Genomic DNA, 532 nt, shown 5'->3' with positions numbered 1-532 from the left:
GACTATCACATGTAGCCCGTGGAATCCTGTTGCAAGAAAAAACCTTGCTCCGTAGACTCTGTCGGCAAACCTAAATGAGGCCTCATAATACTCTACCCCCTGCAGCAGGGTAAAATAGCCCCCCAGCATTAACGTAATTCCCAGGGATGCAGACCTTTCGGTCAAATTGCCAGCTATTAACGCGTGGTGTCTCCATGTCACCGACACTCCGGAGCCCAACAGGATAAGAGTGTTTAAAAGAGGGATCTCTTCCGGGTTAAACACTTTCACTCCCAGGGGGGGCCAATTTCCCCCCAACTCCACACTTGGCCTTACACTTCTGTGAAAAAAGGCCCAAAAAAAGGAGAAGAAAAAAAAAATCTCCGAAACAATAAATAGCAATATCCCTCAGCGCAAACCTGCTTGAACAATAATAGAGTGGAAACCCGCCAAGGTTCCCTCTGAGGCCACATCCTTTCACCATTTCCCCATAATCCTAATTAATAAAACCAGAGCTCTAGCAAGCAAAATTCATCTCTTAGTAGAAAATCAG

The 532-nt window shown here is 45.9% G+C and carries 1 protein-coding gene; it reads right to left on the bottom strand.

Going from position 1 to position 532, the window contains the following annotated elements:
* On the bottom strand, nucleotides 1-381 hold a 381-nt coding region (locus tag JEM65_RS21255), incomplete at its 3' end, for a cytochrome c oxidase subunit 3 (RefSeq protein ID WP_233530782.1).
* Between the last annotated feature and the right edge of the window lie 151 nt (nucleotides 382-532).

The organism is Gelidibacter salicanalis, assembly GCF_016469035.1.
GTDB classification, from domain to species: domain Bacteria; phylum Bacteroidota; class Bacteroidia; order Flavobacteriales; family Flavobacteriaceae; genus Gelidibacter; species Gelidibacter salicanalis_A.
This window is presented reverse-complemented; position numbering and strand designations above follow the sequence as displayed.